The sequence below is a fragment of the Treponema sp. R6D11 genome (genome assembly GCF_054786075.1).
The window spans coordinates 1-587 of record NZ_BDHD01000620.1; the positions used below are offsets into that span (position 1 = coordinate 1).

General features: G+C 44.5%; 1 protein-coding gene. It reads right to left on the reverse strand.

Going from position 1 to position 587, the window contains the following annotated elements; genetic code table 11:
- On the reverse strand, nt 1-587 hold a 587-nt coding region (locus tag ACYVTD_RS15095; protein ID WP_461248529.1), incomplete at both ends, for an MGH1-like glycoside hydrolase domain-containing protein.

Here is a 587-nt window from a genome sequence, read left to right on the forward strand (position 1 = left end):
AATAGCGGTTTTCCAGCCCATTTCGCCGGCCCTTCTTTTGCCGGCATATACGCTTCCCAAAGGTTTCCCTTGTGATGGTTTCCGTCCGGGCTCATCGAATCAAGCATGAAGTATAAATGCCTGATCGCGCAGTCCCTCGCTATGTCCCACCTTTGATAACGCTCAAGCCCCTTTATAACCATAAACGTTAAATGCGGAAAAACAGATCCCCTAAAGCCGCGCCCGTTTTCGTCATAATCTTTTTCACTTACGGCGACGGTGGGGAAGGGATGGGGAGTGCCGAAAAATTTAGTGTCGGAAAGTTTAGAAATTAAGCTTTCCGCTTTTTCATCGTTTGGAATTTCAGCGAGAAGCGGCCAGAAACCGGCTATTGTTTTAATGGGAATCTGTTTTTCACTTTTGTTGATATCGTAATAAAAGCCGTCGGCGGCGTTATACATAAGCGAGTTAATTCTTGTTTTAAGTGAAAAATACTGCCGCTTATATTGAAAGCTTATTTCCTTGTCGTTAAGTATATCCGCAAGTGCGGACATGTAAAGCATGTTGATCGCCATCATCGTGTTAAAATCCATGGCGTAAAACGCGTC